The sequence below is a fragment of the Pontiella sp. genome, from assembly GCF_041622395.1.
In the GTDB taxonomy this organism is placed as follows: domain Bacteria; phylum Verrucomicrobiota; class Kiritimatiellia; order Kiritimatiellales; family Pontiellaceae; genus Pontiella.
This window is the reverse complement of record NZ_JBFJYW010000207.1, coordinates 1-7,099: the sequence shown is the minus strand read 5'-3', so window position 1 is coordinate 7,099 and position 7,099 is coordinate 1. Positions and strand designations below refer to the sequence as shown.

The 7,099-nt window shown below is 56.9% G+C and carries 6 protein-coding genes; 1 reads left to right on the top strand and 5 read right to left on the bottom strand.

Translation table 11 applies throughout. From position 1 onward, the window contains the following. On the top strand, positions 1-208 hold a 208-nt coding region (locus ABYO54_RS11870; protein WP_372808467.1), incomplete at its 5' end, for a hypothetical protein. Between the two features lie 418 nt (positions 209-626). On the opposite strand, the gene ABYO54_RS11865 is transcribed toward ABYO54_RS11870, so the two are convergent. The 5 genes from ABYO54_RS11865 to ABYO54_RS11845 form a co-directional block, all read right to left on the bottom strand. Next, a complete protein-coding gene (locus ABYO54_RS11865; RefSeq protein ID WP_372808466.1) occupies positions 627-2,882 on the bottom strand; it encodes a GumC family protein in 2,256 nt (751 codons plus the stop codon). A gap of 137 nt (positions 2,883-3,019) precedes the next feature. Further along, positions 3,020-4,126: an O-antigen ligase family protein gene (locus ABYO54_RS11860; protein WP_372808465.1), complete on the bottom strand. Its 1,107-nt coding sequence runs from the start codon at positions 4,124-4,126 to the stop codon at positions 3,020-3,022. A 364-nt stretch (positions 4,127-4,490) separates the two neighbouring features. Continuing rightward, positions 4,491-4,634, bottom strand: a complete 144-nt coding sequence (locus ABYO54_RS11855) for a hypothetical protein (protein ID WP_372808464.1) — start codon at positions 4,632-4,634, stop codon at positions 4,491-4,493. Positions 4,635-4,777: 143 nt separating this feature from the next. Next, entirely contained in the window at positions 4,778-5,422 is a 645-nt protein-coding gene (locus ABYO54_RS11850) for a polysaccharide biosynthesis/export family protein (protein ID WP_372808463.1), read from the bottom strand. A gap of 81 nt (positions 5,423-5,503) precedes the next feature. After that, positions 5,504-6,541 carry a PEP-CTERM sorting domain-containing protein gene (locus ABYO54_RS11845; protein ID WP_372808462.1) on the bottom strand — a complete coding sequence of 346 codons (1,038 nt, stop codon included), beginning with the start codon at positions 6,539-6,541 and terminating at the stop codon, positions 5,504-5,506. Between the last annotated feature and the right edge of the window lie 558 nt (positions 6,542-7,099).

The window sequence follows — 7,099 nt, the reverse complement described above, 5'->3', positions numbered from 1 at the left end:
CCGTTCATTTCATTCACTAGAGAGCCTCCACTCCGTTCCGGCGAGGGCATCCTGCGGATCAGAGTTTTTATTTGACCGCAAAGACGCGAAGAACACCGACCTTCCTTATGAATGTCCATTCGCGTTCATTAACGGTTCAAACCTCGATGCGCAGCATCAACTCAGGCCGGGCACCGGCCCCTCTAATGACCAACGGGAATGGTTGTAAAAACATTTTCTACAACCGTTCCTTGTAGTCACTGGAGTTGCCCTTTGGGCGAGGGCATCCTGCGGATCAGAGAAAAAAATGAAATCCGGATGGACTGAACAAGCGGGGGTAAACGTTCCGCTACCGGAAGACGCGCTACCGCCCTCGGTCGATCAGCCGTGCTGAAACCTTCCGGCGGGCCGGGCCCGCAGTCTTTCGCTGTACGTTTTGGCTCATGCCAAACTTTTTTTCAGGAAACCGAGGTTGCGGGCGTTGAGGAGAATTCCCCCACCCCCGTTTATTCGGCCCCCTAATCACGCGCCTTCGTTCGAGGACGAAAGACACGCCATATACTCTGTCTTCACATCGGCCCGACCCCCTGGGGTCACGCCGTTCAATCGATCAAAGCCCCTCGCCGCCCCGGCGGCGGGGAGCGCGGCTAGGCGTCGTCTTCCCGGCCATAGCTTTTGTAGGCCCCGTATCCGCCGTATCCGTAGGAATATCCGTCGTGCGCGCCCTTGAACATGCCGGCCAACGAGTGCGGTACGTCGTTGGCGATGCAACCGAGCACCGTGGCATCGAGCTCCACCAAACGACCCAAGGCAAATTTGAGCGCCCGTTTCTTCGTTTTGCCAATCCGCGAAACCACGATGACGGAGTCGGATTGGTTGGCCAGGGCGTGGGAGTCGCCGACCATGCCGAGCGGCGGCGAATCGATGATGATGCGGTCGTAGTTTTTGCGGCCCCATTCAATGAGCTCGCGCAGTTTCGCCCGGCCCATGAGCTCGGCGGGATTGACGTTCCGGCTCGGCCGGCTGGTGATGATATCGAGATTCTTGTGGACGTCGTGATTGACCAGATGCTCGCAATCGAGCGAGCCGTCGTCGGCCGAGAGCCATTCGAGCAGGCTGGCGTGCTCCTCCTTGATGCCGAAAATGCGGGCCAGGCGCGGGCGGCGCAGGTCGCCATCGATGAGCAGGGTTCGGGTGTTGTTCAGCGCGGAGCTGATGGCCAGGTTGCAGGAGCTGATGGTTTTGCCTTCGCCGGGCATCACGCTGCAGATGAGGATGACGTGCGTGCGGTCCTTGTAGCGGTCGGCGGAGACCAGCGTGTTGATGCCGGCAAAGATTTCGAAGACATGGCTGAACTTGTCTTTCAGGCCAATCGTGGCAAGATCGCGGCGCGTTTCCACGTTTTTCTGCGAAGGGATGGTGCCGAGGATATTGAGGTTCAAATCCTTCAGGTCGCCCACCAGCGTTATCTTGTCGGACCAGAATTCGATCAGGAAGGCCAGCCCGGCCCCGAACAGCGTCCCGATGAAGAGGCCCAGCGCCAGAATCACCAGTTTGCGCGGTTTGACCGGATTGCGCGGAATGGTGGCCTCGCGGATGATGTTGATGAAGGCGGTATTTTCGTCGGCCGACATGCGGGCCTGCTCCATGCGTTGGAGGATGGCGCGGTAGGCATCGTCGGCGGCTTCGCGGCGGCGTTCCAGACTGATGAGCTGCTGCTCCCCGTTGACCAGCTTCTGTTCCAGCGAAATGGACTCCTGCTCCATGGTTTCGACGCGGCGGACGAGCTGTTCGAGCTGCCGTTCGAGGAGTCGGATTTCATTCTTGATGGCTTCCCCGGAAATGGCGATGAAGTCCTCGACTTCCTTGCGGGCGCGGCGCTCTTCGGTATGGAGGCGCTGGTATTCGGGATGATGCTCGGTGTAGGTGTCGGTGCATTTTTCCAATTCATTGCGGGCCTTGCGCCACACCGTAATCAGGGCATTGATCTCCGCCTCCTTGGGCAGGCCGGAGGGCAGCTTTTCGACATCCTGTTTTTCGGTCAGGATTTCGACGACGAAATCATAGGTGGCCTTGCGCGCTTCCAGCTTGTTTTCGATCGTGCTTTTTTCGGCCGCCACTTTGTTGAGCGCGGCACCGAGGGCATCTTTGCGCTGCCCCAACGAATCGAGCTGAATGCTCGACCGCAAGGTGGCGAGCTGCTTTTCCACGCCATCCAGCGAGGAGCGCTGTTCTTCCACCTGGGCATGCAGCCACTGGACCGCGCCATCGGACAGGGCCTGGTTTTCCTGGATCATCAGTGCGCCGGCACAGAAGGAGAGCACATTGACGAGCTGGGCGGCAAACCGGGGGTCGGGGCTGAGGGTCGAGACCCGGACGATGTTCGAGCGCCTGTCTTTCGACCAACTGATGTTCTCCCGCACATAATACGACAGGGCCTGGACCGAGCGTTCTTCCCCGGGGAAGCGCTTCTGGTATTCCTCGATCGCCATGCGCTCCATGGCCGGCGAACGGAATTTGGCGAACCGGGTGTTGATGATGGCATCGGTGTCGCTCATGGAACTGGAGGTGTCGTCGTAGACCGCCTGGGAATTGATGACCTTGGGGCGGCGCACGCTCATTTCGAGTTCGGCTTCGGCCTGGTATATCGGAGTCGCCTTTTGGCCATACAGCCAGGCGGCCAACCCGCCGACCACCAGAAAGATGGCAACCGTATACCAGCGGCGCAACAGCACCCGCAGCAACTTGAGCAGGTCGATGCCCTCCTCGTCGCCGGGTTCCCCGCCGTAGGCGGCGGCGTAGTAGGCCGGCTCGCCGTAGCTGGAACGGTGGTACATGGGGCCGCGCGGTTCGTCCGTCTCGGGGAAGCCGCGGTCTAAATCGGGTTGGGTGTGTTTTTTCATGGATAGGTCTTCGAAGTTAAGTGTTCGTTTCCAACGAGCCGGGGTTCGTTGGCAGAAAGTGGTTTTTGGACAATTGAACGTGCCGGGAGGCCCAAGAAAAGGCCCCCCGACGCCGCTCGCCTAGCTGCGATTCGCCCCTAGTCATCGCCATATTCCTCCCACTCGTCGGAAGGCGCGGTCAGTTTGGGAAGGGCGGCGAGCAGGCAGCACCAGGCGATTAGAATGGCCGGACAACGGTATGGTAGATCGACCCAGCCGTGGACAAAGACCAACAACAGCCCCAATCCAATCCACTTGCCCAGCACGGAGGTTTTGCCGGACTTTTTCCGCTGCCGGAAAAACGAAACCAACAGCCAAACCACCGCGCCCGCCATCAAGAAGGAGCCAACAAATCCGAATTCACACAAAAACTGGAGGGGATCGCAATGGACATTGGCCTTGCCCGGTCCGCGCCATAGATCCCACTCGTTGACCGGGATGTAGAGCAGCGCCATCCAGCGGTAGCCCCATCCGCCGCAGCCAAATACGGGATAATCGCGCGCGATCTCCCACGCGCCGGGCAGCTGCATCGTGCGTCCCTCGACGGCCTCCTCCATGCGTGCGCCAAAGAACGTCTCCTCGATCTCGTTGGAAAGGGCGCCGTCGCCAGAACCGAAATACAGCACCAGGCCGGTCAAAACGACAATACAGCCGACCCCGATCACGTGGACGAGCTGCGACTTGCCCACCGAACGCGTCCAGACCCGCCGAACGATCGAGCCCGCCGCGGCGAGCACCAACAACAGGGCCGCCAGCCCGGCCGCACGACTCAGCGACGCAAACGCGGCCGCCAGGCAAAGCACAAAACAAAGGACCCAAACCGAGATCTGCACCGGCGGAAACCGCTTTTTGATTGATTGGTGCGCCAAGCCCGCCGCAATGGCGGCATGAAGATAAAAGAACGCGCCGCCATGGTTGACGTAGCCGAAGGTGGAAAAAAAGCTTCCGTGAGGAATGGTCCATATTCCCAGCATTTTTTCCGCCCCCATCGCTTGCTGAAGCATTCCCACCAGAGCCAGCAGGGTCGCGTTCCAGACCATGACATAGAGGATGAGGTGCAGCTGGGGTTTGGTCAGCACGTGCCGCACAACCATCAAGGCCGTGCAGGCGGGGAAAAACCAGATGAATACCTGCGAAGCGGTTTTCGACTCAACCGACCAAGGCAACCAAAACGGAGGAAGCTCCGGCATACCCGCTGTATCCACTTCATCCCACATAACAACATAGCCGCTGTTTAGGGATTGGATCACGAGCAGAAGCAGAAAGAGCGTGGCCAGATAGAAGACCGGATCCCTTAAAACGCCAGTCCGGATTCGCCGCCGATCTTCAGGCGCAAGGAAAAAGAGGGCCCCGATTAAAATAACGGCCAAGGAGCCCATCGGCCATTGGAACGGAGGATAAACTCCCCCACGCGCCCAAGCGGCATAGATCAGCAGTCCCGCAAGAAAGGGTACCAGACCGCTTGCCCATGCCAAACGTGTTGTAATCCCCGATAGCGACCGCACAGTTCCCCCTGAACACCTAAACCACAACCCATGCGGACAACTAAATTTTCAAAAATTATGCGTGTTATTGGACCTGCCCGGCATATCCATCCAGCGGACTGACGATCGTTTCTTCAACCACTGTAACCGTTCTGCGCGAACGTGCATGCGCGACGGAAACCGCAACCACCAACATAACCATAACCAACAAACCCATCTTGTTTTTCATGCTCTTCGAGCTCCTTATCAATCTTTTCAAATCACAACAACGACCAAACTGTGAACATGTAACCATATCGTAACGGGCAGTTCGATGCTAAAAACACCCAAAAACACTAGTACTTTTTACTAGAAACCCGTCGTGCAAACGAATTAGAACAAGCGCTCCGGAACATAGACGACATCGCCGTCGAACAGAACAATGTCCTGTTGCGTGGACCCCGAACGCCCAAACGCCTTGATATCGGCGATATATTGGATGGTTTTCCCGTCGGGCGCAACACGGGTCACCACGATTTCGTTCATGTTTGCACTGTCCCCGAATCCACCGGCTTCATGAAGCGCCTCGCTTAGGTTCATGCCGGCGCTGGTCATCACCGAAAACCGGCCCGGATTTCGAACCTGCCCGAGCACCGTGACATAGCCCCATTCCCCCGCAGCGCCATCGTCAACCAGCCCGAAGGTGATCAACGGGGCCGTCACGAATATCCTCGAATAGCTCTTTTCCAGCAGCAGGCGCGCCTCGGCCAAGGTCAATCCATCCAGCTTCACATCCCCCACAAAGGGCACGGGAATGGATCCGTCATGGTTTACCTGGATCGTCGTCTGCGGGATTTCTTTCTTCCCCTTCACTTCGACCGACAAATAAACCCGATCTCCGGAACGCAGCAACCGGGCCTGCTTTTGGGCCCGAACCGATGCGGAAAACTCTTCGGCCGTCACCACCGGGGAGTCGGTCGTAACGCAACCGGCCAGCAGGATGCCGAACATTAAACTTAACAGGGTTCTTAAAAACATAATTACACAACTCTTTAAACAAAACCGAGTCGATGAGTAAAAACCCATCGACTCGAACATCGCCCCAAACTTCCAAGCCAACTAGATCATGAAGATGCGGCGCGTCGCAAACAGCGCACCGCCGCCGCCGAGAAGCAGCATGATCGCAGCCGGTTCCGGAATGGTATAGTGATCATAATTCAGCAAAGAAAACCCGCCGTCTCGCGCATAGGAGAGACTCGCACTCGGGGAGCTTAAGTCGTCGAAAATTTCAGCCCGGTTCATGTAGACATAGTACGGAACAAAGTCTTCCAACGCATCGGTATTGGAGGAGGTGGAGGTAAAGGTAACCGTTCCATCCAATTCATTGAAAACACCTTCGTCGCCCAAGCCGGCATCCGCCGTGCTCCAATAGGCCGTATCACCGGGATCATCGAACGACTCGAAGCCGATGTCGTAGCCGCCCGTTGCAGCATTCCATTTTCCGACATAGCTTGCCTCGAAGGAGCCATCCCCTTTCGTGATGGTAATGACCGTATAGCTGGCGTCCGATGCAGCAACCTCCGTTGTATACGTATAGCCATCCTGCAACGTGGTCGGATCCCAGTTTTTCGTCATATCGGGAGAATAGATATTGTCGGTCTCCGTGGTTGGCCGGTAAACGCTCAAATACGCATCCAGCGCATTGCTATCGTTGTTCAATCCCTGCAGGGTTACCGCGGCGGTGTCGGTTGCACGATAGGTCACGGACAACTTGCGGGCGCCCGGCGTAGAAACATCGTAGCTGCGGTTAATGATCTCCCCGGTAAGCGCAGTGACCGACGCATCGACATTGTCCCATGTGCGGGTAGGCGAATAAACCCCCGTCGTGTTCCAATACACGCGGGACTGCCAAGCCTTTTCGGCATCATAGGTGATATCCACGGCCCATTTAGACCCAGCAACCATGGCGCTTGTATCCAGGCTAACCGATCCGGTTGTTCCCGAGAACTGCTGCTGATCGTATACCGCGGCGGTTTCCGGATTAAACAGAATCGCCCATCCTCCGTCGGCCGAAGGAGCATTCACCGTTACGCTTGCCAATCCGGAGAGCGGCAACAACGCTGCCATCCCCGCCATAATCCATGTCGATTTCTTCATTTAAGCCACCTTTTGTTTACTTTTGTTGCCGAACCAAATCAGCAAATTTAAACTACAACCAACTCCGTTTTAACCTCATCCAAGTCAAAACCGCCTCATATTTACATCAGCCCCGACGAGATTGAAAGACAGATTATACAGTTATATATAGTACATTTTACTACTCCTCATCCTTCTCCATGCCGACCAAGTCCATCAAAGAGGCCGCCTCCCGCAAAACCAACCCCGAACGGCGGGCACTCAGCCCTCGCCATTGGCCATGGCTCAACAAAAACCCCCGCACCACACGGCGCAACCCCCCGATTGATCCATCCCTCCCGAGTTGCAACCCATCCAGGAGGCCACACCCCGCGCCCCGCTCCACCCCGACAGATTCCCGCAAACCTTTGTGTATACGGGCGGTTAAGCGACGACGAATCGCCTCGATCCATCCCCGCAAATCCATCGTGACATTTTTGAGCATGTTTTTCTGAACATATTTTTGGATCGAGGTCTAAAGCTATATCTTATCCCTGAAAAACAGGGCTCCCCGCGGACGCTCAATCCGCTCAATGCCTT